The sequence below is a fragment of the Mycobacterium sp. E796 genome, assembly GCF_001672815.1.
GTDB lineage: Bacteria > Actinomycetota > Actinomycetes > Mycobacteriales > Mycobacteriaceae > Mycobacterium.
Window position 1 is genome coordinate 1 of the sequence record NZ_LZKK01000029.1, and the last position, 19,524, is coordinate 19,524.

The 19,524-nt window shown below is 69.3% G+C and carries 23 protein-coding genes and 2 pseudogenes; 7 read left to right on the forward strand and 18 right to left on the reverse strand.

Annotated features, from left to right (window positions below; genetic code table 11):
- Positions 1-344 (reverse strand): annotated as a pseudogene (locus A5706_RS33980) (hypothetical protein); the annotation flags it as partial.
- A 133-nt stretch (positions 345-477) separates the two neighbouring features.
- Between A5706_RS33980 and A5706_RS02035 the strand changes: the two are divergent.
- A complete protein-coding gene (locus A5706_RS02035) occupies positions 478-909 on the forward strand; it encodes an STAS domain-containing protein (protein WP_068126544.1) in 432 nt (143 codons plus the stop codon).
- A 21-nt stretch (positions 910-930) separates the two neighbouring features.
- Here A5706_RS02035 and A5706_RS02040 read toward each other — a convergent pair.
- The 7 genes and pseudogenes from A5706_RS02040 to A5706_RS02070 form a co-directional block, all read right to left on the reverse strand.
- Positions 931-1,170, reverse strand: a pseudogene (locus A5706_RS02040) (hypothetical protein); the annotation flags it as partial.
- Entirely contained in the window at positions 1,167-1,679 is a 513-nt protein-coding gene (locus tag A5706_RS02045; protein ID WP_068126598.1) for a DUF3093 family protein, read from the reverse strand. The pseudogene A5706_RS02040 and the gene A5706_RS02045, both read right to left, overlap by 4 nt.
- 55 nt (positions 1,680-1,734) lie before the next feature.
- Positions 1,735-2,715: a porphobilinogen synthase gene (hemB, locus tag A5706_RS02050; RefSeq protein WP_068126546.1), complete on the reverse strand. Its 981-nt coding sequence runs from the start codon at positions 2,713-2,715 to the stop codon at positions 1,735-1,737.
- 3 nt (positions 2,716-2,718) lie between these two features.
- Positions 2,719-4,389 (reverse strand): uroporphyrinogen-III synthase, encoded by a 1,671-nt coding sequence (locus A5706_RS02055; RefSeq protein WP_068126548.1) that lies wholly within the window; start codon positions 4,387-4,389, stop codon positions 2,719-2,721.
- Between the two features lie 22 nt (positions 4,390-4,411).
- On the reverse strand, positions 4,412-5,356 hold the full coding sequence (hemC, locus tag A5706_RS02060; RefSeq protein WP_068126600.1) for a hydroxymethylbilane synthase: 945 nt from the start codon (positions 5,354-5,356) through the stop codon (positions 4,412-4,414).
- 13 nt (positions 5,357-5,369) lie between these two features.
- Positions 5,370-6,749 carry a glutamyl-tRNA reductase gene (locus A5706_RS02065; protein ID WP_068126549.1) on the reverse strand — a complete coding sequence of 460 codons (1,380 nt, stop codon included), beginning with the start codon at positions 6,747-6,749 and terminating at the stop codon, positions 5,370-5,372.
- Positions 6,750-6,849: 100 nt separating this feature from the next.
- Positions 6,850-7,107 (reverse strand): glutaredoxin family protein, encoded by a 258-nt coding sequence (locus A5706_RS02070; RefSeq protein ID WP_068126551.1) that lies wholly within the window; start codon positions 7,105-7,107, stop codon positions 6,850-6,852.
- A gap of 57 nt (positions 7,108-7,164) precedes the next feature.
- On the opposite strand from A5706_RS02070, the gene A5706_RS02075 reads away from it, so the two are divergent.
- The 5 genes from A5706_RS02075 (at position 7,165) to cmaA2 (ending at position 10,264) form a co-directional block, all read left to right on the forward strand.
- Positions 7,165-7,476, forward strand: a complete 312-nt coding sequence (locus A5706_RS02075) for a WXG100 family type VII secretion target (protein ID WP_068126552.1) — start codon at positions 7,165-7,167, stop codon at positions 7,474-7,476.
- Positions 7,469-7,759, forward strand: a complete 291-nt coding sequence (locus A5706_RS02080; protein WP_068126554.1) for a WXG100 family type VII secretion target — start codon at positions 7,469-7,471, stop codon at positions 7,757-7,759. The genes A5706_RS02075 and A5706_RS02080 overlap by 8 nt, the downstream gene beginning before the upstream one ends.
- Positions 7,760-7,877: 118 nt before the next feature.
- Positions 7,878-8,789 (forward strand): HAD family phosphatase, encoded by a 912-nt coding sequence (locus A5706_RS02085; protein ID WP_068126555.1) that lies wholly within the window; start codon positions 7,878-7,880, stop codon positions 8,787-8,789.
- Positions 8,790-8,831: 42 nt separating this feature from the next.
- Entirely contained in the window at positions 8,832-9,347 is a 516-nt protein-coding gene (locus A5706_RS02090) for a MaoC family dehydratase N-terminal domain-containing protein (protein ID WP_068126556.1), read from the forward strand.
- An 11-nt stretch (positions 9,348-9,358) separates the two neighbouring features.
- A complete protein-coding gene (gene cmaA2 / locus A5706_RS02095; protein WP_068126559.1) occupies positions 9,359-10,264 on the forward strand; it encodes a cyclopropane mycolic acid synthase CmaA2 in 906 nt (301 codons plus the stop codon).
- Positions 10,265-10,289: 25 nt separating this feature from the next.
- Here the strand turns inward: cmaA2 and A5706_RS02100 are convergent, their stop codons facing one another.
- The 9 genes from A5706_RS02100 to A5706_RS02135 all read right to left on the reverse strand — a co-directional run bounded on the left by A5706_RS02100 (position 10,290) and on the right by A5706_RS02135 (position 17,753).
- The gene (locus A5706_RS02100; RefSeq protein ID WP_068126561.1) at positions 10,290-11,381 is read right to left on the reverse strand and encodes a lysophospholipid acyltransferase family protein; all 1,092 of its coding nucleotides are present in this window, start codon (positions 11,379-11,381) and stop codon (positions 10,290-10,292) included.
- Positions 11,363-12,478 (reverse strand): SDR family oxidoreductase, encoded by a 1,116-nt coding sequence (locus A5706_RS02105; RefSeq protein WP_068114096.1) that lies wholly within the window; start codon positions 12,476-12,478, stop codon positions 11,363-11,365. Before A5706_RS02105 ends, A5706_RS02100 begins: the two co-directional genes overlap by 19 nt.
- Before the next feature lie 72 nt (positions 12,479-12,550).
- Positions 12,551-12,652, reverse strand: a complete 102-nt coding sequence (locus A5706_RS31940) for a 30S ribosomal protein bS22 (protein ID WP_003402602.1) — start codon at positions 12,650-12,652, stop codon at positions 12,551-12,553.
- 127 nt (positions 12,653-12,779) lie between these two features.
- Entirely contained in the window at positions 12,780-13,037 is a 258-nt protein-coding gene (locus A5706_RS02110; protein ID WP_067152205.1) for a cell division/environmental response transcriptional regulator, read from the reverse strand.
- 140 nt (positions 13,038-13,177) lie between these two features.
- Positions 13,178-14,050, reverse strand: coding sequence for a pyrroline-5-carboxylate reductase (gene proC, locus A5706_RS02115; protein WP_197517724.1), 873 nt, complete (start codon positions 14,048-14,050; stop codon positions 13,178-13,180).
- A 27-nt stretch (positions 14,051-14,077) separates the two neighbouring features.
- The gene (locus A5706_RS02120; RefSeq protein WP_068126565.1) at positions 14,078-14,917 is read right to left on the reverse strand and encodes a thioesterase family protein; all 840 of its coding nucleotides are present in this window, start codon (positions 14,915-14,917) and stop codon (positions 14,078-14,080) included.
- 25 nt (positions 14,918-14,942) lie between these two features.
- The gene (locus A5706_RS02125; RefSeq protein ID WP_068126567.1) at positions 14,943-15,785 is read right to left on the reverse strand and encodes a sugar phosphate isomerase/epimerase; all 843 of its coding nucleotides are present in this window, start codon (positions 15,783-15,785) and stop codon (positions 14,943-14,945) included.
- Between the two features lie 16 nt (positions 15,786-15,801).
- Positions 15,802-16,740: a hypothetical protein gene (locus tag A5706_RS02130; protein WP_068126569.1), complete on the reverse strand. Its 939-nt coding sequence runs from the start codon at positions 16,738-16,740 to the stop codon at positions 15,802-15,804.
- Positions 16,737-17,753, reverse strand: coding sequence for a Ppx/GppA phosphatase family protein (locus tag A5706_RS02135; RefSeq protein WP_068126571.1), 1,017 nt, complete (start codon positions 17,751-17,753; stop codon positions 16,737-16,739). Before A5706_RS02135 ends, A5706_RS02130 begins: the two co-directional genes overlap by 4 nt.
- Before the next feature lie 209 nt (positions 17,754-17,962).
- On the opposite strand from A5706_RS02135, the gene A5706_RS02140 reads away from it, so the two are divergent.
- Entirely contained in the window at positions 17,963-18,748 is a 786-nt protein-coding gene (locus A5706_RS02140; protein ID WP_068126572.1) for a hypothetical protein, read from the forward strand.
- A 13-nt stretch (positions 18,749-18,761) separates the two neighbouring features.
- Here the strand turns inward: A5706_RS02140 and A5706_RS02145 are convergent, their stop codons facing one another.
- Positions 18,762-19,484 (reverse strand): FadR/GntR family transcriptional regulator, encoded by a 723-nt coding sequence (locus tag A5706_RS02145; protein WP_068126574.1) that lies wholly within the window; start codon positions 19,482-19,484, stop codon positions 18,762-18,764.
- Positions 19,485-19,524: the final 40 nt, after the last annotated feature.

Here is a 19,524-nt window from a genome sequence, read left to right on the forward strand (position 1 = left end):
CCCTGGGCCCCGCAGTTGAGCACGGGCGCGAGGGCGTCGTGCAGGTCGGGCGACGCGTCGCCCAGCATCGGGCGGAAGTGAAACAGCACCACCCACACCGCGGCGACGATGCGGAGTCCCGTCAGGGCCTTGATCTCTCCCCGGATCTCTTCGCCGCGCACGTTGTTCTTTCCGCCTGGACTCTCGCTGTTTCGTATCCGTTGGGTACCGGCTGACCGGGCGATGTCAAGCCCCCCGACCGGCAACCGGCAGCCCTCGAAGCGTAACAGCGCGAGCGTGCCGATCGCGTGATGGGCCGTGGCGTGGCACGGGTTTCGGCGGGCGGCCCACGTCGGCCCGCGCAAGCCGTCCGCATTGCTTCGGCCCAGGCCAGAAGCCCCGAAAGTGGCTTCTTAGCAAAGAGTTAGGACCGGCTTTCGGTCTCCTTAGATTTAGCGGGCACCGTTAGGAGGACAGGTTAAAAGGAATGGGGCGCTCATGACGATCACCGATGTCGCGACTCGGCACGGTTACGGCACCTTCGATTGCGGCGGTGCCCAGATTCGCGCCCACTGCCGTCACCTGGCGACCGTGGTGACGGTCCGCGGCAGCATCGACCCCGCCAACGTCGACCGGGTCAGCGAATACCTTTGGCGATTCACCCTCGGGAGCAACCCCGTGGTGCTCGACCTGGGCGACGTGAGCCACTTTGCGACGGCCGGAGTCGCACTGGTGCACCGGTTCGACGAGGACTGCCGCGCCGCCGGCGTCGAGTGGACCTTGGTCGCGAGCCCCGCGATCACCGGGCTGCTGGGCGACCGGGGCGACTTTCCGATCGCCCGGTCGGTGCGCGAGGCGCTACGCAACCTCGCCGACGCCATCGTCAGCCGCCGTCAGCTCGTGCTGCCGCTCATCAAGAAGACGGCCTAGTTCTTCTCGGGGGGCCGGCTGCCGCCGCAGCCGCGCGACGCCCAGCACCGCCAGCACCCCCCCGGCCGTCACCAGCACCAGGGCCAGCAACAGCAGCTGCGGGTTGTACACCAGCGACGTGGTGAACGGCTGGCCGTCCGCGATGGGCGCGACACGGACCGTGTGGCGCGCGTGCACCCAGGCCACCCCCGCGCCCGCCAGCGCCGCGCAGGCCAGGGTCAGCAAGACCACGGCCCGGAAGCTGCCGTAGCGGGCGGTCACGACGTCGGCCCGCCTTCGAAATCGTCGTCGGCGACATCGGATCCGGCGGGTTCCACCCGCTCCTGGACCAGCGGGGTCAGCGCCGCCCGAAGGTGACGATGGCGGCGCGCCCAGGCCTGGGCGGTGCGATTGTTGGTGAGCTTGAGACCGATCCCGATCCGGCCGCGCGGCACCCCCACCAATTCGCCGAGCGCCCGCGCGGATTGCCACCTCGCCAGCTCCTTGCCGGAGGCCTGGTGATGCTCGGGCGCCGGATAGACCTTGACGATCTCCCGCACCAGGATGGTCTCGGTGCCCTGCCGCAGCGCGTCCTCGGTGAGCTCGACGGAGACGTGGATGCGCGCCGCCTTCACCTGCAGCCCCACGAACGCCGAGACCAGCACCAGAAAGATCGCCGGGACGACCAGCGACACTTTCGCGCCGCTCCAGATTTCGATCAGGACCATGGCGCCGGCCGAGGCCGGGCCCAGCGCCACCCACCACCAGCTCGCGCCGGGCTCGTAGAACAGCGGCTGCGGCTCGCCGCCGCGCGCCCCGGTCTCCGATGTCAAAGCGCGCCCCGTCTCACGAAAGCCACCCCGCCGCGTCCGCGGCCCAGTAGGTGAGCACGATATCGGCCCCGGCGCGCCGGATACTCGTCAGCGACTCCAGCGCGGCGGCGCGTTCGTCGATCCAGCCGTTGGCGGCCGCCGCGCAGATCATCGCGTATTCGCCCGATACCTGGTAAGCGGCCACCGGCACCGGTGAGATCGAGGCCGCCGCGGACACCACATCCAGGTAGCCCATCGCGGGCTTGACCATCAGGATGTCGGCGCCCTCGTCGAGGTCCAGCCGGATCTCGCGCAGCGCCTCGCGGAAGTTGCCCGACTCCTGCTGGTAGGTGCGCCGGTCGCCGGACAGGCTGCTGCTCACCGCTTCCCGGAAGGGGCCGTAGAACGCCGAGGCGAACTTCGCCGCGTAGGCCAGGATCACCACATCGGCGTAGCCCGCGGCGTCCAGGCCGTCGCGGATCGCGGCCACCTGGCCGTCCATCATCCCGCTCGGCCCGACCACGTGGGCGCCCGATTCCGCTTGTGCCACAGCCAGTTTGACGTAGCGGGCCAAGGTGGCATCATTGTCCACCCGCCCCCTGGCGTCCAGCACCCCGCAGTGCCCGTGATCGGTGAACTCGTCCAGGCAGGTGTCGGCCATCAACACCGTGGCGTCGCCGAGATCCTTGGCCAGGTCGCGCAGCGCGACGTTGAGGATGCCGTCGGGGTCGGTGCCGGCCGAGCCCGTCGGGTCCTTGTCCTGGTCGCGGGGCACGCCGAACAGCATCAGCCCGCCCACCCCCGCGGCGACCGCGTCCTCCGCGGCCGCGCGCAGCGAATCCCGGTCGTGCTGAACCACATTCGGCATCGACGCGATGGGCCGCGGTTCGTCGATCCCGTCGGCGACGAACATCGGCAGCACCAAATGCCTTGGCTCCAGGGACGTTTGCGCCACCAGGCGACGCAACGCGGGGGTCGAGCGGAGCCGGCGCGGACGCTGCCGCGGATAGGCCATTGGTTAGCGCCTGCGGCTCTTCTTGCGCGGCGGTGGCAGCGCGCCCTCGGCGCGCAACCGCGCGGCGTGTTCGGCCAGGGCGTCGACCAGGGGGCCGACGGCCGCGGTGTCGGGCTGGACGTCGACCCGCAAGCCGAACTCGGCGGCGGTCTCGGCAGTCTTGGGGCCGATGCAGGCGATGATCGTCCGGGCGTGCGGCTTGCCGGCGATGCCGACCAGGTTGCGCACCGTCGAGCTGGACGTGAAGCACACCGCGTCGAAGCCGCCCGTCTTGATCATTTCGCGGGTGGCCGCCGGCGGCGGCGCGGCGCGCACCGTCCGGTACGCCGTCACGTCCTCGATCTCCCAGCCGCGCTCGCGCAGGCCCTCGGCCAGCGTCTCGGTGGCGATGTCGGCCCGCGGCAGCAGGACACGGTTCACCGGGTCGAAAATGCTGTCGTAGGGCGGGAAGTCGTCCAGCAGGCCGAGCGAGGACTGCTCGCCGGCCGGCACCAGCTCGGGGCTGATGCCGAAGGCGCGCACCCGGTCGGCCGTCGACTCGCCGACGCAGGCGATCTTCACGCCGGAGAACGCGCGGGCGTCCAGGCCGAACTCACCGAACTTCTCCCACACCGCGCGCACCGCGTTGGTGGAGGTGAACACCACCCACTGGAAGCGGCCGTCGACCAGGCCCTTGACGGCCCGTTCCATCTGGGCGGGGCTGCGCGGCGGCTCGACGGCGATGGTCGGCACCTCGACCGGCAGCGCGCCGTAGGAGGTCAACCGCTCGCTCATCTCGCCGGCCTGGTCCTTGGTGCGGGGCACCAGCACGGTCCAGCCGTACAGCGCGCGGCTTTCCCACCAGTTCAGCTTCGCCCGGCTGGCCACCGTCTTGCCGATGGTCACCACCAGCGGCCCGGTCAGCGGGCCGGCCGGGTCGCTGCCGCCCAGGACTGCCGAATCCGTCAGGCCACTCAGGGTCGTCTCGACCGAACGCTGCTGGCAGGTGGTGCCCTGCGCGGTCACCACGCAGGGGGTGGCCTCGGCCAGCTCGTGCTCGATCAGGGCGCGCGCCGCGTCGGCCAGGTGGGACGCGGTGGCCTGCAGGATCAGCGGGCCGGGCGCCGCGGCCAGCGCATCCCAGTCGACATGGGGGTCGCGCACGTCGGCGACGGTGTGCGACGAGCCCAGCGGCAGGCCGGCGTAGGTCGGGACGGCGCTGGTGGCGGCCAGGCCGGGCACGATCTCGATGTGCAGGTGGCTGCGCGCGACGGCGTTCACCTCGGTGATGACGGCGTCGAGCGTCAGCGGGTCACCGGCCACCAGCCGCACCACGTCGACGCCGGCACGGGCCTCGGCGACCAGCGTCTTGGCCACCTCCGTCGGTTCGCCCAGCGCCGGACGCACATCGGGCCCGGCGGATATCACCGCGGGCGCCGCGTGATCGTCCGGGGACCCTTGGCTGTCGCCTTCGGTGGTCGGGACGGCCGGGCCGGCCGGCGCCGGCCCGGAGACCGGCGGCAGGTCCTTGCCGATCAGCGCGAGCACGGGTTCGGGCACGTCCGGGTCGGTGAACACCAGGGCGGCGTTGGCCAGCACCGAGGCGGCCCGCGTCGTCAACAGTCCCGGGTCACCGGGGCCGGAGCCCACGAACGTGATGTGGCCCGGTCTCGGCTTACGCCCTCGCGTCGTCATTGTCGCTCCCAAGTGACTCTCTTCAGTTTCCTTGCGCGGGGTCTTGCCGCGCCCCCCCAATCAGCTCCCGGGCGCCCAGCTCGAACAGCTCCGCGGCGACCGAAAGCCCCAGCTCTCGCGCCCGGCCGGGAGTGCCGACTCCGGACGCTCGGATCACATCCGACCCGTCCAGCGCCGCCACGCAGCCACGCAACGACAGCTCTTCGAAGACCCGGCCGTCCTCATCGATGGACTCGACCACCTCGGCGATCGCGCCCACCGGTGCGGAGCAACCCGCCTCCAGTTCGGCCAGCAGGGCTCGCTCCGCGGTGACCGCCGCGCGCGTGTCGGCGTCGTCCAGCTCCGCCAGCACCGCCGCCAACTCGTCACCGGCGCGGCATTCGACGGCGAGCGCGCCCTGAGCCGGTGCTGGCAACATCTGCACCGGCTCTAGCGTCTCGGTGACATCGTCGAGGCGGCCCAGCCGGGCGAGACCGGCCCGGGCCACGACGATCGCGTCAAGATCACCACTGCTTACCCTGTTCAACCTGGTATCTAGGTTGCCTCGTAGGGGGCGGATTTCCAAACCGAGACCCAATGCCCTAAGCTGTGCGGCCCGCCGCGGCGACGAGGTACCCACCAGCGAACCCGCCGGCAACTCCCCCAGCACCAACCCGTCCCGGGCGACGAGCGCGTCGCGGGGGTCGTTGCGCGGCGGGATCGCCGCGATGGTGAACCTCGGGTCGTCGGCGGTGGGCAAATCCTTGTGCGAATGCACCGCGGCGTCGACGCGGCCGTCGTCGATGGCCTCCCGCAGCGCGGTGGTGAACGCCCCCACGCCGAGGCTCTGGATGGGCGCCGACGACCGGTCACCCGCGGTCGCGATGGTCACCAATTCCGCGGGGTGGCCGTTGGCGATCAAGGCGTCCCTGACGACGCCGGCCTGGGTGGTGGCCAACAGGCTGCCCCGCGTGCCTATCCGGATCACGTGCGCCAATCGGCTACTCGGCGGACTGCGTCGGCACGCCGGCGTCGAAACCGCTTGATAGAGCGGGCAAGTCGGCAGTCCCGACGGCGGCTACCGAGTCAATAGCGGTCTGGTCGAGTTCGAAGAGCTCGCGCAGGGCCTCGGCGTAGCTGTCGCCGCCGGGGGCGCTGGCGAGCTGCTTGATCCGCACGGTCGGGGCGTGCAGCAGCTTGTCCACCACCCGCCGCACGGTGCGGGCCACCTCCTCGCGATGGGCGCTCTCGAGGCCGGGCAGCCGGTTGTCGAGGCGCAGCAGTTCGGCTTCGACGACGTCGGCGGCGCGCTGGCGCAGCGCCGTCACCGTCGGGGTGACCTCGGCCATCCGCTGTCCGGCCAGGTAGCTGGCGACTTCGGCCGCCACGATGTGGCGCGCGGCGTCGACGTCGGAGGCCGCTGCATGCGCCGACGGCTCGTGCTGCACGCGTTCCACGTCGACGACCCAGACACCGGGCAGCCCGGCCACCGCCGGATCGACGTCGCGCGGCATGCCCAGGTCACAGATCACCAGGGGATGGGTGGTCTCGTCCCGGCGGGCGGTGGCCAGCGCGTGGTGCACGTCGGCCAGCGACACCACGGGGCTGACCGCGCCCGTGCAGCTGACCACGACGTCGGCCTCCGCGAGCGCGTCGGCCAGCCGGTCGAGGGTCAGCGCCTCGGCGCGCACCCCGGACTCGCGGATCTTGCGGGCCAGCCGCTGCCCCCGGGAGGCCGACCGGTTGAGCACCAGAACATGGTCGATGCCGGCCCGGGTGAGGTGGGCAGATGACAGCGCGCCCATCGCCCCGGCGCCGATGACGGCGGCGGTCTTGCCCGCCAGCCCGCCGAGCCTGCGTTCGGCCATGGCGAGCGCGACCGACACCACCGAGGCGCCGGCGGCGTCGATGGCGGTTTCGGAATGCACCCGCTTGCCCACCGAGAGCGCCCGCTGGGCCAGCTCATGCAGCACCCGGCCGACGGTGCGGTTGGCCTCGGCCGCGGCGTAGGCGCGACGCACCTGGCCCAGCACCTGCTGCTCGCCGATCACCGCCGAATCCAGGCCACTGGCGACGGCAAATAGGTGTTCGACGGCGGCCTCGCTGTAGCGCACGTAGGCGTACTTGGTCAGGTCACCCATCGACATGCCGGAATGTTCCGACAGCACCTGCCCGACCACCGCCAACCCGCCGTGGAACGCGTCGACGACGGCGTACACCTCGACGCGGTTGCATGTCGAGAGCACCATCGCCTCGGTCACCAGCGGCGACTGCAACACCCGATCGACGATCTTGACCTGATCGGCCTCGTCGATGCTGAGTTGTTCCAGGACGGAGACCGGCGCACTACGGTGCGAAACCCCGAAGAGCAAGACGCTCACGGCAGCATCACCTGGCCAGCTCCCTTGCTTCCTCCAGTAACTGAACTGGTGTCCACGGTAAACGTTAATCAGCTGGGCTACCAAATGAATGGTCGCCGGACTACCCAGCCAGATCGGCCCGCAGCCGGGGCTCGTCGACCTCCCAATAGCTGTGCTCGCGCCCGTCCAGCAGGATCACCGGCAGTCGGTCGCCGAACTCCGCGCGCAACGCCGGGTTGCCCGCCGCCGCGGCGGCGTCGACGTCGGTCGTGGCCAGCTCGAAGCCGAGCTCGCCCGCCAGTTCCTCCAGCCGCGCGTGCACCCGCTCACAGATGGTGCAGCCGTCGCGGGTGAGCAGCTCCACACGTCGCGAGGTCATGGCCACCAGTGTGCCTAGTGAATTGTCGGGCCGCCCCAAATTCACTAGCGTGCCGGTATGGGCGCTGAGGGGACGCTCCACGTCGATGCCATGGTGATGCGGGAGTTTGCCGCCTCCGTTGGCGGCGCGGCCGAGCATCTGATGGCTGAGCTCGAGCAGCTCGACGATCAGGTGGGTCAGGTGTTGGGCGGCTGGCGTGGGGCGTCGGGGACCGCGTACGGGTCGGCTTGGGAGCTGTGGCATAAGGGCGCCACCGAGGTGCACGCGGGCTTGGCGATGTTGGCGCATCTGGTGGGTCAGGCCGGCGGCGTTTACGAGCAGAACGAGGCGAGGGCCGCCCAGGAGATGCGCGGGGTTTACCGTGGCTGAGGCGTTCCGCGTGGACCCCGAAGCGTTGGCCGATGCGGTCCAGCGAATGACCGAGTTTCAGCGCCGGGCCGAAGAGATGCTCGCCGAAATCGATTCGCGGGCAAAGCGTTTGCATGCAGCCTGGACCGGCGAAGGCGCGGCGGCTCACGCCGAGGCACATCAGCATTGGGCCCGCGGCGAGGCGATGATGCGTGAGGCGCTGGGTCAGCTGCGCGCGGCCGGGGCGACCGCCCATCGCAATTACACCGGCGCCATGTCAACGAATTTGGGCATGTGGCCCTGACCTGACCGCGCCCCCATCAAGCTCAGGCGCAGAAAACCGCCTCTAACATCCGCCGGATAGGGTTGATGGCGGCCGCCCCCCGGATAGCTGGCGGCCCAGCGATCTAGGAGGTTTGGCGATGACTTCCTCTGAGTCGGACGGCGCCGAGCACACCGGCCGCGCCGACCTGGATGCGCTGGTCGACAACGCGAGCGCCGAACGCGCGCTCGAGGACCTCCAGGCCGCCAGCGCAGGCGACGACGGCCGCCCGCAGCCACCGATCGACCTGACCGCGGCCGCGTTCTTCGACGTGGACAACACCCTGGTCCAGGGCTCGTCGGCCGTGCACTTCGGCCGCGGGTTGGCCGCCCGCAACTACTTCACGTACCGCGATGTGCTCGGATTCATCTACGCGCAGGCCAAGTTTCAGTGGCTGGGCAAGGAGAACAGCAACGACGTCGCCGCCGGCCGGCGCAAGGCGCTCACCTTCATCGAGGGCCGCTCCGTCGAGCAGCTGGTCGCTCTGGGCGAGGAGATCTACGACGAGATCATCGCCGACAAGATCTGGCCGGGCACCCGCGAGCTCACCCAGATGCACCTCGACGCCGGCCAGCAGGTGTGGCTGATCACCGCCACGCCGTACGAGCTCGCGGCGACCATCGCCCGGCGGCTCGGCCTGACCGGCGCCCTGGGGACCGTCGCCGAATCGGTCGACGGCGTCTTCACCGGCCGGCTGGTCGGTGAAATCCTGCACGGCCCCGGCAAGGCCCACGCCGTGCGCTCGCTGGCGATCCGCGAGGGCCTCAACCTCAAGCGCTGCACCGCGTATTCGGACAGCTACAACGACGTGCCGATGTTGTCGCTGGTGGGCACCGCGGTGGCAATCAATCCCGATGCGCGGCTGCGGGCCCTGGCCCGCGAACGGGGCTGGGAGATCCGCGACTTCCGGACCGCTCGCAAGGCGGCCCGGATCGGGGTGCCGTCGGCGCTGGCCCTGGGCGCGGCCGGCGGCGCGCTGGCGGCAGTGGCATCCCGGCGCCAATCGCGCTGATAGGCTGCGCCGCTAGACGTAATCGAGCGGAGAGCAAGCGGCATGTCAGTACTCCCCCAAGGCACCCAAGACCTCATCGGTAGCCATTACCGGGCACCGGACTACTTCGAGGTCGGACGCGAGAAGGTCCGCGAGTTCGCGGCCGCGGTGCAGGACGACCACCCGACGCACTTCAGCGAGGCGGACGCCGGGAATGCGGGTTACGACGCGCTGGTGGCTCCCCTGACCTTCCTGGCCGTTGCGGGACGCCGTGTGCAGCTGGAGATCTTCACCAAGTTCGACATCCCGATCAACATCGCGCGGGTCATGCACCGCGACCAGAAGTTTCGGTTTCACCGCCCGATCCTTGCGAACGACAGGCTGTACTTCGACACCTACTTGGACTCGGTGATCGAATCCCACGGCGCCGTCGTCGTCGAGATCCGCAGCGAAGTCACAGACGCCACCGGTAATCCCGTCGTCACTAGCATCGTTACGATGCTGGGGGAAGCCTCACACGAAGACGCGCGCGCTGAAGAAACCGTCGCCGCAGTCGCATCCATATCAGCCGGAAAGTAGGGTCGATTTCCATGTCACAGGATGAATCGCGTGGCACACAGCTGAAGCCGCCGGTCGAAGCAGTCCGATCCCACTACGACAAGTCCAACGAGTTCTTCAAGCTTTGGCTTGACCCGTCGATGACCTACAGCTGCGCCTACTTCGAAGAGCGTCCGAACATGACGCTGGAAGAGGCGCAGTACGCCAAGCGCAAGCTCGCGCTGGACAAGCTCAACCTCGAGCCCGGCATGACGCTGCTCGACATCGGCTGCGGCTGGGGATCCACCATGCGTCACGCGGTCGCCGAGTACGACGTCAACGTGATCGGGTTGACGCTCAGCGAAAACCAGTACGCCCACGACAAGGCCAAGTTCGAGGAGATGGACAGCCCGCGCCGCAAGGAGGTGCGCATCCAGGGCTGGGAGGAATTCGACGAGCCGGTGGACCGCATCGTGTCACTGGGTGCCTTCGAGCACTTCGCCGACGGCGCTGGTGACGCCGGATTCGAGCGCTACGACACGTTTTTCAAGAAGTTCTACAACCTGACCCCCGACGACGGCCGGATGCTGCTGCACACGATCATCGTGCCCAGCCCCGAGGAGGCCAAGGAGCTCGGCCTGACGGCGCCGATGAGCCTGCTGCGGTTCATCAGGTTCATCCTGACCGAGATCTTCCCGGGCGGCCGGCTGCCGCAGATCCCGCAGATCGACCACTACTCGTCCAACGCGGGCTGGAAGGTCGAGCGCTACCACCGGATCGGCAAGAACTACGTGCCCACCCTGAACACCTGGGCCGATGCGCTCGAGGCCCACAAAGAAGAGGCCATTGCCCTCAAGGGGCAGGAGACCTACGACATCTACATGCACTACCTGAGGGGCTGCGCGGACCTGTTCCGCGACCACTACACGGACGTCTGCCAGTTCACACTGGTCAAGTAAGCCGCGACGGGCGCTAGCCGAAGAATCAGCCGAAGAAGATGTTGCGGCGGCCGGCGAGCAGCCGGTACAGCGTCTGCTGGATCGTTTCGCGCACCTGGTCGGTCAGCTCGAAGGTGACCATCGGGTCCTCGGCGTCGGAGGCAGCGTAGTCGTTCGTGTAGATCGGTTCGCCGAATGCGATGCGCCACTTCGACGGCAGCGGCACCAGGCCCGCGGGTCCGGCCAACGGGAACAGCGGAGTGATCGGGAAATAGGGCAGCCCGAACAGCCGCGCCAGCAGCTTGACGTCGGTAAGCATCGGGTAGATCTCTTCGGACCCGACGATCGAGCACGGGATGATCGGGGCCTTGGTGCGCAGCGCCGCGGTCACGAAGCCGCCGCGGCCGAACCTCTGCAGACGGTAACGGTCCTCGAAGCGCTTGCCCAGCCCCTTGTAACCCTCCGGGAACACGGCAGTCAGCTCTCCCGCGGCCAGCAGGCGGTGCGCGTCCGTCGTGCAGGCCATCGTGTGGCCCGCCTTGCGGGCGGCTTCGCCGACCACGGGCAGGTCGAACACCATGTCGGCGGCCAGCAGCCGCAGGTCCCGCTGCGCCGGATGTTCGTCGTGCACCGCCACCGAAAGCATCAGCCCGTCGAACGGCAACACCCCGGCGTGGTTGGCCACCACCAGCGCGGCGCCCTCGCTCGGCAGGTTCTCGATGCCGCTGACCTCAACCCGGAACCAGGACCGGAAGAAGAACCTCAGCAAAGGCCGAACGATGGCGCTGTTGAAGTGCGGATCGAAGCCGAACTCGTCGACGGTGTAGTCGCCGGTGAGCCGCTGCCGCAGGAAGCCGGCGACCGCGGCGACCCGTTGCGCAAGATCGTTCAGTGGCGCCTCGGCGGTTGACGTCGCGCTCGCCGCGCGGCGATGTTCGTCGATTTCGCGGACGACCGCGGCTATTTGTTCGGCAGATGCGCGGCCCCGCGGATCGGTGAGCATTGACGGATGTTGACGGGACGAGTCCGCCCTCTGATCGGCTCTCCGGCGAGCCGCTACCCGACCCCTATTTGTATGCAGTGGAATGACGTTCGCTCTGGTTTCGCCCGCCACGATACCTACCTGCCCCCACCCCATGGAATTGCATTTCGGCTTCCCCAGCGCTGCGCTAACGCTATGGCGCGACCCTCCAGGGAGCGTACCCGATCGGGGTCGATTATGGGAGTCAAGCCACGGCCGCGGACGTAGTCGTCAAACGCCTCGGCCGTCGTCCATTTCGGCTGGAAGCCGAGCTCCGTGCGCATTCGCGTGGTGTCCATGACGCGGCCGTAACTCAGATAATTGAATTGATCCCGAGTGATTTCGGTATAGCGATTAGCCCGTCTCAGCGAATCCAGCGCCCATACCCCAAAACCGGGCACTGGCACCGGGATTCGGCCGGCCCGGCGGATGGCCTGCGACAGCATGATGATGCCGTCCGCGCCGATGTTGAACGTGCCGGCCTTGCCCGCCATCGCGGCGCGCTCCAGCGCCCCCAGCGCATCCTGCTCGTGCAGCAGCTGCAATCGCGCGTCCCGGCCGAACATCGTCGGGACCAACGGGCCGGCCAGATACCGCGACAGCGTCGTGTCCATCGCGGGGCCGATCATGTTGGCCAGCCGCAGAATCGTCACCGCGATGTCGGGCCGGCGCCGGCCCAGCCCGCGCACGTAGCCCTCGATGTCGAGGCTGTCCTTGGCGAATCCGTCGCGGAAGGGCCGGCGGCTGCTGCTGTCCTCGGTGAACATCACCGGGTCGTGCGCCGTGGACCCGTACACCTCGGAGGTCGACTTCAGCACCACGCGGCGCACCGAGGGCGCCTTCTGGCAGGCCGCGAAAAGTTGCATCGCGCCCATCACGTTGATTTCCTTCAGCGCCGCGCTGCCGCCGGCTCGGGGCGCGTAGGACGCCGCCGCGGCGTGCACCACCGTGTCGACGTCGCCGTTGCGAATCACCTTGGCAATGAAGGGATTGCGAATGTCGGCGCGGACGAACTCGGCGCGGCCCATGCGGCGCAGCATGTCCTTGCTGGGGGCGATCGCGTCCACCGCGATGACCCCTTTGATCAACGGGTTCTGGGCGAGCCGCGCGGTCAGGTAGCCGCCCAGAAACCGGCATGCACCGGTAACCAGCACAACTTTGGGGTAGTGCACGGTGCCGCTCGTGCCGGCACCTTCCCCGCTCGACTGATCCACTCAAACAGCCTAACGGGCTGGCGCGACGACGGCGTTAAGGCGGCGTGACGGTCGAGCTGGGCCGGCTAGCGCTTACTTGCCGAGTTTTCTGCGCTGCACCCGGGTGCGACGCAGCAGCTTGCGGTGCTTCTTCTTCGACATTCGCTTGCGCCGCTTCTTGATTACTGAACCCATGAACTCCGCTATCTGACCGGGGACTGCTCAAATGACCAAAAGACCCCGCCACTTTACCCGGCCCGCAGCACCGAACACCAAACCGGCGACCGCGTGACGTCTCGACGGCCCGCGCGACAGTCCCAGCTCAGCCCGCGTCGAAGTACGAAGTCTCCAACATGTCGTGGACGGCCTTGGCGTGCACCCGGAAGGACCGGCCCACCCGGACCGCCGGCAACTCGCCGTTGTGCACCAGGCGGTAGACCGTCATCTTGGAGACGCGCATCAGCGCGGCCACCTCGGCGACGGTAAGAAACTGTGTCCTGGCCTGCTGGCCATCAGCGGAACCGGAGTCCCGCCCCTTAGCGGCGGAATCTCGCGCCGATGGCCCGTTCGTAGACGTCATCGCAACCCAATCGTGTCAGGCTCGCGCAATGCCAGCGGCTTCCCCTCCGCTGGCACCCACACGTGCATACAAAGAGGAGAATAGCGGGACTAGTGGGGTTAATGGTACTGGTGAGGGACAATCAATCCGGAAATCTCAAATTATTCCGATGTAATTCTTAGCTGCTCAGAGCGCCTTTTCGCGGCCTGGACGGCGGCGTCGACGGCCACCCGCAATCCCCCTCGCTCGAGTTCCCGCAGCGCAGCGGCGGTCGTGCCGCCGGGCGACGTGACCGTCGCGCGCAGCTGCGCCGCCGACGCGTCCGCCCGCATGCCCGGCGGCTCGCCCTCGATGGCGCGCTCGGCATCCATCCGCTCGAGCAGCATCGCCGCCGAGCCTGCCATCGTCTGCGCGGTCAGGTCGGTGGCGACCTGGCGGCTCAGACCCGCCGCGACGCCCGCGTCCACCAGGGCCTCGACCATCAGGAAGAAGTACGCCGGACCGGAGCCGGACAGCGCCGTCACTGCGTCCATCTGGGATTCCGGAACGGTCAGCACCCCGCCGACGGAGTCGAACAGCGCCGACACCTCCTCGAGCTGGGGTTCGGTGACGAAACGGCCCCTGGCCAGCGCGGTCACCCCCGCACCCACCAGCGCCGCGGCGTTCGGCATCGCGCGGACCACCGGCGTCCCGGCCGGCAGCTTGGATTCGAAGTAGGTGATGGTGATGCCGGCGGCGACGGTGACGAACACCTGCTCGGCGCTGTCCGTCTCGGCCGCGCCGACCGCCCGGACCAGCTCCCCGAGCACGGTCTCGACGTCGGCCGGCTTGACCGCGACGACGACGAAGGTCGCGTAGTCCACCGCCTCCGCGACCGACGCCAGCCGCACCGAATAGGTGTCCGCCAGGTACTTGGCGCGCTCGGGCACTCGCTCGGCCACCACCAGGTCCTTGACCTGCCGGCCGGCGCGCAGCAGGCCCGACAGCAGCGCCTCGCCGATGCTGCCGCCGCCGATGATCGCGATCCTCGCCATGTCCGAAAGCATTCCAGACAGCGAGCGCTAGCGAGCGGCAGGGACCAACGCCAGCTGGCGCGCCTGCACCACCAGGCGGCCGAGCTGGTCGACGACGATGTGGTCCTCGTCGAACCAGTCGTGGCCGATCTCCACGCAAGTGGCGATGATTCGCAGCCAGCCGTCCGCGGGCAGGGCACGCAGGAAGGCCGTCAGCTGGATGGTGGGCGCCCAGCCGGTGCGGTCCACGGCGAACGTCACCGGCGCCGACAGATCCCCGCACATCAGCGCGAAGAGCGCGTCCGGGGCGACGTCGCGGGGGCGCGCCCACATCTGGATCACCGGCGGGTGGCCGTTGCGGGGCCGCATCGTCGAGAGCAGCGGTCGCACGTCGCAGCCTTCGCCCAGGTGCACCAGGCCGGCCAGCGGGTGGCCCGGGCCGATCGGCTCGGCGTCGTCGGGCGGCTCGGGTGCCATCAGGTCGGCGACCGGGTTAGCCGACAGCAGCGGCGCGTGCGACCCGTCGGGCGGATAGTGCTCGGGCTGGCCGAGGTTGACCACGGCGTGCACCGCGGTGCGCTCGCCCTGCATGAGCTCGACGTCGACGACGCTGATCCGCCGGCCGCGCTTGCGGAAGGAGGTCAGCAGCCGCATGGGCCCCGGGTCCGGCGCCCACAGGAAGCTCGCGGACACGGCCACCGGTTGCGCGGCCGGTTCAGGGCCGTCGGTTCCCCGGCCGCACGCGGTCCGCGCGGCGTTGGCGCACAGCGCGAGCATCGCGCCGCCGTGCACCTTGGGCCCGATCGTCCAGTGCTTGTCGAGCTCGCCCTCGTACACGCCGGGGCCGGCCTCCCGCAATGTCATTGCGGTGGTGAATAAGGCGTTCATGTTCTCCTGGGTGGTCTGCCGTCGGTCACCGCAGCAGGTGGGTGCGCGCGAATTGCAGCGATTCGGCGAGCATGGCTTCCCGCTCCAGCGCCGAACGCGCGCTGGAGGTCGACACCTCAAGGATCACGTGGCCGGCGAAGCGGCCGCCGGCCAGCATCTGGCACACCTCGGCGGTGGGTTGGGTCCCGCGCCCGGGCACCAGGTGCTCGTCGGCGGGCAGGCCGCTGCCGTCGCACAGGTGCAGGTGGGTCAGGCCCTCGCCCATCCGCTGAGCCATGTCCAGCGAATCGGTGCCCGCGGTCGCCGTGTGGGACAGGTCGAGCGTGTAATTCGCATGGTTACCGTCCAGCGGGTCGTAGGACGGCGCGAACGCCGAGATCGCCGGGCCTGGTCCGCCGCCCCGCCTGCGCATCCGTTCCAGCGACTGGCCGGACCCGAAGAACCGGTCGGCCCGGAACGGGAACATGTTCTCCACGGCGACCTTGACGTCGCTGGACGCCTCCAGGGCGGCGACCTGGTCGCTGAACCCCTCGGCGTAGCGGCGCTGCCAGCGGAACGGCGGATGCACGACGACGGTCTGGGCGTCGAGCTCTTCGGCGGCCCGCACGCTGCGGTCCAGCTTGGGGATCGGGTTGGCGCCCCACACCCGCTGCGAGATCAGCAGGCAGGGCGCGTGCACGGACAGCACCGGCACGCGATAGCGCCGGGACAGCTTCTTGACCGCGGCGATGTCCTGGCTGACCGATTCGCTCCAGACCATCAGCTCGACGCCGTCGTACCCCAGCCTGTCCGCGTATTCGAAGGCGGCCTCGGCCCGCAACGGATAGACCGAGGCCGTCGATAGGCCGACTTTGATGGCTGGGCGCACTGTCGGTGGGTGGCGCCTAGCCCGACTGCAACGACAGCGCCAACGGTCCCAGGGTGATCAGGGCCCCGACCGCTACGGCGATCAGCGTGCTGGCGATGTCCTCGGTCTTGCGGACCACCCGGACCCCGACCACCAGGCCGAGAATGACCAGCACCGAAAGCACCAAAGCCACGATGCTGTTCCAGCGCCACAGCTCGTCGAACGCGACAAACAGCCCGGCGCCGAACGCGACGGCCAGCATCGACTGCAACACGATCAGCGTTCCGCGCCACAACGCCTGCAGCCTGCCGGGTGCCTCATGCGCGCGCTCGGCCTCGATGCCGAGGCGGTCGTCGTCGCGTTCTTCTTCGGCGAGCGCGTCCGCGCCCCGCTCGGCGCCGCGGCGCCGGGCGGCCTCGTCCGCCAGCGTCTGCCCGCCGAACAGCGTGGAATCCGACTGCAGGTAGGAGCGCACGAAGGCGGAATCCTCGGACGCCGGCTCGGCCTCGCGCACCTCGGAGTCCATCACGTCCACCGGGATGTCGGAGTAATGGTCGACCGGGTCCGGGCTCATACCCTCTGCGCCGGACTGACCGGTCCGGTCGGCGGGCACGTCGGCGTGCCGCAGGGGTCGGGGGTATTCGCTGCGCTCGGGCCCCGTCAGCCGTTGCGGCTGGGGCGGCGACTTGGGCCACCGCGGCTCGGGTTCGGACCAGTACGGGGCTTTGGACTGATCCTCGGTAACCTGCTCGGCGGTCTGGACCGTTGCGCTGGCCGGAGGTTCGAGTTCGTCGTCACGGATGACGGGGATCTCACCGGTCAGTTCGGCGACGGTGACGGCGTCGCTGTCGCCGCGCCGACGGCGGCGCCGCCGGGTGACCGACGGTTCGCCGATCGTTCCATTCCTGGCCAGGAGTTCGGCCACCGAGATCGGCCGAGTGCCAGGGCTCTCGGTCTCGGAGTGTGGTCCGCTCATGATTTGTCGCCCTTCGATCGGTTGGCGTTCCGATCAGCTTTCTGACCTCCAGCATCGCGCACCGAAGTCTCGACGAGTGCAGTTCCGTCGGCCTCGCTGTCGAGTTTTCGCAAGATGAGACCCTCCCGCAACGCCCACGGGCAAATGTCCACCTCGTCGATCGACAGCACTCGCATACTCGCCTCGGCCACCAGGGCGCCCGCCACGATCTGGGGTGCCCGCTCGGCGCTCACTCCTTCCAATTCAGCCCGGTCAGCGGTCGTCATCCTAGAGATGAAAGATATGAGTTGTCTGAGGCCGTTTGCTGTCAGCGTCCGCTTCACCCGCGGCCCGGCCGCCGACGGCGCCGCCCCGGTAAGCCGTGCCAGCGAACGAAACGTCTTCGACGTGGCGACGGCGAGATCGGGGGCGCCGGCGTCCAGCACCGTCTCGCAGGCCTCCGCGAGCTCGGCGTCCAGCCAGTCGCGCAGCATCGCCACGCGGCGCCGCCCGGGCGGGTCGTCGGGCAGCCATTCGCGGGTCAACCGCCCCGCGCCCAGCGGCAACGACAGCGCGACCTCGGGCTCCTCGTCGACACCGCTGGACAACTCCAGCGAGCCCCCGCCGATGTCGAGGTTGATGATTCGCCCGGCGCTCCAGCCGTACCAGCGGCGCACCGCCAGGAACGTCAGGCGCGACTCGTCGACGCCGCGCAGCACCTCCAGCTCGACGCCGGCCTCCTTGCGCACCCGGGACAGCACGTCGTCGGAATTCTCGGCGTCACGGACCGCCGATGTGGCGAAGGCCATCAGCTCCTCGCAGCCGGAGCTGTCCGCGATCTTGGCGAACTCTTCGATCGTCGAGACCAACTTGTCGGCGCCGCGCTTGGTGATTTTTCCCGAGCTGTCGATGGACTCGGAGAGGCGCAGCGTGGCCTTCGTGGAACTCATGGGTGTCGGATGCCCACCACGGTGGGCGTCAACCACCAACAGATGGACCGTGTTGCTGCCCACGTCGAGCACACCTAACCGCACAGAAACAACCTAGTCGGGTGACGATGCGCGCCGCGCAGTGGCGCGAGGAGGAAGCCGACAATCGACCTAGTCGGGTGACGATGCGCGCCGCGCAGTGGCGCGAGGAGGAAGCCGACAATCGACCTAGTCGGGCTGCAGGGGGGGCGCCGCGGAGGGCAGCCGTGTGTCAGCGGCGTCACCAGGCGGAATCGTGGACTAACGTTGATCAAATGGCAGATCCACAGCCGCAACCGGGTCAAGAGGTCGAATTGGACTTCGCCCGTGAATGGGTGGAGTTCTACGACCCGGACAACCCCGAGCACCTGATTGCGGCCGACATGACCTGGCTGCTGTCGCGCTGGACGTGCGTGTTCGGCACCCCGGCCTGCCGCGGCACGGTCGAGGGCCGCCCGGACGACGGGTGCTGCTCGCACGGCGCGTTCTTGTCCGACGACGACGACAGGGCGCGGCTCGACGACGCGGTCAAGACGCTGACCGACGACGATTGGCAGTTCCGCGAAAAGGGCTTGGGCCGCAAGGGTTATCTGGAGCTCGACGAGCACGACGGCCAGCCCCAGTACCGCACCCGCAAGCACAAGGACGCCTGCATCTTTCTCAACCGGCCCGGCTTCGCCGGCGGCGTGGGATGCGCCCTGCACACCAAGGCCCTCAAGCTGGGCGTGGCTCCCCTGACCATGAAGCCCGACGTCTGCTGGCAGCTGCCCATCCGGCGCAGCCAGGAGTGGGTGACCCTGCCCGACGGCACCGAAATCCTCAAAACCTGGGTCACCGAATACGATCGCCGCGGCTGGGGCTCCGGCGGCGCGGACCTGCACTGGTATTGCACCGGCGATCCGGGCGCCCACGTGGGCGCCAAGCAGGTCTGGGAAAGCATGGCCGACGAGCTCCGAGAGCTGCTGGGGAACAAGGCCTACGCCGAGCTGGCGGCAATGTGCAAGCGCCGCAGCAAGTTAGGGCTCATCGCGGTGCACCCGGCCACCCGGGTCGCCGAGTAGCCGAAGCCGCGGCTCAGGCCTCGTGAGTTTTCTTGTACGCCAACATCATTCGCAGCGCGCTCGCGTTTAAGTAGCCCTCGACCGCCGCGGCCGCCGCCTCGGCGTCGCGCGCCAGCACCGCGTCGGTGATCGCCCTCAGGTCGGCCACCACCGGGGCCGCGTCCTCATAGGCGGCGGTGAGCTCGTGCTCGCGGCCGCCGAACGCGTGCTCGACCCAGCGATACATCAAACCCAGCGCGCGGTTGCGGCTGCCGTGGATGAGCACCCGGAAGTATGCGACGTCGGCCGCCTGCAGCGCCGCGGCGCCCTCGGCGTCGGCCACCGCCGCCAGCGCCGCGCGCAGCGCCTCGGCGTCCTCCGGCGCTCCCCGCTGGGCGGCCAACCGGCCGATCAGCGGGCCCAGCGCCGCCCGGATCTCCAGCAGTTCGCCCAGGAACTCCGGTCCGAGCCTGCGGACTAGCGCCTCCACCACCGCGGGGTGGGTGAGCGCCTCGGGGTCGCGCACTACGTTGCCGCTGCCGTGCCGCGCCTCGATGAGGCCCATCTGCTGCAGACGGGCCAGGCCCAACCGCAGCGACGTGCGGTTCACGTTGAGCTGCTCGGCCAGGTCCCGCTCGGGAGGCAGCAAGGATCCGGGCGGAAAGGCGCCGTCGAGGATCGCGTCGGCGATCGACGCGGCGATCTGTTCGTCTACCCGCTGTCGATCCGGCGGCTGCAGCGCACTTGACTGGTTCATTGGCTCATCCAATATAGTGGACGAACCGGGCGCGGGGCAT

Excerpts from the sequence above, each read along its gene's own strand:
- A5706_RS02035 (WP_068126544.1), top strand. The coding sequence starts at position 478 with ATGACGATCACCGATGTCGCGACTCGGCACGGTTACGGCACCTTCGAT.
- hemB (WP_068126546.1), bottom strand. The coding sequence starts at position 2,715 with ATGGCCTATCCGCGGCAGCGTCCGCGCCGGCTCCGCTCGACCCCCGCG.
- A5706_RS02055 (WP_068126548.1), bottom strand. The coding sequence starts at position 4,389 with ATGACGACGCGAGGGCGTAAGCCGAGACCGGGCCACATCACGTTCGTG.
- A5706_RS02070 (WP_068126551.1), bottom strand. The coding sequence starts at position 7,107 with ATGACCTCGCGACGTGTGGAGCTGCTCACCCGCGACGGCTGCACCATC.
- A5706_RS02075 (WP_068126552.1), top strand. The coding sequence starts at position 7,165 with ATGGGCGCTGAGGGGACGCTCCACGTCGATGCCATGGTGATGCGGGAG.
- A5706_RS02085 (WP_068126555.1), top strand. The coding sequence starts at position 7,878 with ATGACTTCCTCTGAGTCGGACGGCGCCGAGCACACCGGCCGCGCCGAC.
- A5706_RS02090 (WP_068126556.1), top strand. The coding sequence starts at position 8,832 with ATGTCAGTACTCCCCCAAGGCACCCAAGACCTCATCGGTAGCCATTAC.
- cmaA2 (WP_068126559.1), top strand. The coding sequence starts at position 9,359 with ATGTCACAGGATGAATCGCGTGGCACACAGCTGAAGCCGCCGGTCGAA.
- A5706_RS02100 (WP_068126561.1), bottom strand. The coding sequence starts at position 11,381 with ATGGGGTGGGGGCAGGTAGGTATCGTGGCGGGCGAAACCAGAGCGAAC.
- A5706_RS31940 (WP_003402602.1), bottom strand. The coding sequence starts at position 12,652 with ATGGGTTCAGTAATCAAGAAGCGGCGCAAGCGAATGTCGAAGAAGAAG.
- A5706_RS02110 (WP_067152205.1), bottom strand. The coding sequence starts at position 13,037 with ATGACGTCTACGAACGGGCCATCGGCGCGAGATTCCGCCGCTAAGGGG.
- proC (WP_197517724.1), bottom strand. The coding sequence starts at position 14,050 with ATGGCGAGGATCGCGATCATCGGCGGCGGCAGCATCGGCGAGGCGCTG.
- A5706_RS02120 (WP_068126565.1), bottom strand. The coding sequence starts at position 14,917 with ATGAACGCCTTATTCACCACCGCAATGACATTGCGGGAGGCCGGCCCC.
- A5706_RS02130 (WP_068126569.1), bottom strand. The coding sequence starts at position 16,740 with ATGAGCGGACCACACTCCGAGACCGAGAGCCCTGGCACTCGGCCGATC.
- A5706_RS02140 (WP_068126572.1), top strand. The coding sequence starts at position 17,963 with ATGGCAGATCCACAGCCGCAACCGGGTCAAGAGGTCGAATTGGACTTC.
- A5706_RS02145 (WP_068126574.1), bottom strand. The coding sequence starts at position 19,484 with ATGAACCAGTCAAGTGCGCTGCAGCCGCCGGATCGACAGCGGGTAGAC.